The sequence below is a fragment of the Mesorhizobium sp. M7A.F.Ca.CA.002.05.1.1 genome (assembly GCF_003998335.1).
Classification (GTDB): domain Bacteria; phylum Pseudomonadota; class Alphaproteobacteria; order Rhizobiales; family Rhizobiaceae; genus Mesorhizobium.
This window is the reverse complement of the sequence record NZ_RZQI01001199.1, coordinates 1-1,428: the sequence shown is the minus strand read 5'-3', so window position 1 is coordinate 1,428 and position 1,428 is coordinate 1. Positions and strand designations below refer to the sequence as shown.

Sequence of the window (1,428 nt, the reverse complement as noted above, 5' to 3'; positions counted from 1 at the left end):
AGGGGTCAGGCCGCCTCGCCTATCGTCTCTATCGCCATCCGCTGGTGATGTTCGGGCTCGGTCCGATCTGGCTTTTCCTCTTCGAGCAGAGGCTACCCGTCGGCATGATGCGCGGCGGCCTGACCCCTTGGGTGTCGTCGATGACCACCAACCTTGGCATCGCGGTCGCAGCAGCCGTCCTTATCTGGTTCGTCGGCCCGGGCGCTTTCCTGGTGGTTCACCTGCCGATCGTCATCCTCGCCGGTTCGGCCGGCATCTGGCTGTTCTACGTCCAGCACCAGTTCGAGGAAACAGAATGGGCGAAGGATGCCGACTGGGAATTCCAGCACGCCGCCTTGCACGGATCGTCGTATTACGACCTTCCGCCGGTGCTGAACTGGCTCACCGGCAACATCGGTGTCCATCACGTCCATCACCTCTCGGCCAAGGTGCCGTGCTACCGGTTGCAGGAAGTGCTGCGGGATTATCCCGAGTTGCGCGACATAGGCCGGGTTACGCTGCTCGAAAGCCTGCGCTGCGTCAAACTGGCATTGTGGGACGAAAACCGCCGCAAGCTGGTGTCGTTCCGCGAGGCACGGGCGGCGGCTTAAGCAATTCCAGGAGAAGTGTGAACGGTTTTCCAGGGAAAACGCGTAGCGTTTTCCCTGGGCAATTGCGTCACAACAAGAAGACCGCCGCGCCATGGGCGCCGCGGCCTGGAGCTCCGATCAGGCAGCCCTGATCATGTCGGCGGCCTTTTCGGCGATCATGATGGTTGGGGCATTGGTGTTGCCACCAATCAGTGTCGGCATCACCGAGGCGTCCACGACACGCAAGGCTTCAAGCCCGCGCACCTTGAGTTGCGGATCGACCACCGCCATCTCGTCGACCCCATCCGACAGGAGCCGACCGGGTGATAGACCGTGTCGGCGCGGGTACGGATATGGGTCATCAGATCGGCATCGCTCGGCTCGCCGGCGATGTGCATTTCCTTGTGCCGGTAGCGCGTCAGCGCCGGCGAAGCCAGCACCTGCCGGGTGATCCTCACGCCTTTCAGCAGCAGTTCCGCATCGCGCTGGTCGCCGAGAAAGCGCGGATCGATGCGTGGCGCGGCAAGTGGATCGGCGCTGGCCAGCCCAACCTCGCCACGCGAGTGCGGCCGCAATATGCAGACATGACAGGAGAAGCCGAAACCGTAGTGCAGCGTGCGCGCATGGTTTTCGACCAGGCCGATGACGAATTGCAGCTGCAGGTCAGGGCGCTCAAGCGCCGGGTCGGATTTGACGAAAGCGCCGCTCTCGGCCGACGGCGAGGCGATCAGCCCGGTTCCATCCCGCCGCCACTGCGCGATGTGCCTGAGGAAACCCCACGCGCCGCGCGGGCTCATGCCGAGCATATCGGTGTCCTTCGATCTCCAGCCGACGATAAAATCGAGGTGGTCCTGCAGGT

At 63.4% G+C, this 1,428-nt stretch carries 1 protein-coding gene and 1 pseudogene; one reads left to right on the top strand and one right to left on the bottom strand.

Annotation, left to right across the window (positions count from 1 at the left end; genetic code table 11):
* A partial coding sequence (locus EN939_RS34090; RefSeq protein ID WP_164751513.1) for a fatty acid desaturase occupies positions 1 to 590 on the top strand: 590 nt, incomplete at its 5' end.
* A gap of 117 nt (positions 591 to 707) precedes the next feature.
* Here the strand turns inward: EN939_RS34090 and EN939_RS34085 are convergent.
* Positions 708 to 1,366, bottom strand: a pseudogene (locus EN939_RS34085) (GMC family oxidoreductase).
* Between the last annotated feature and the right edge of the window lie 62 nt (positions 1,367 to 1,428).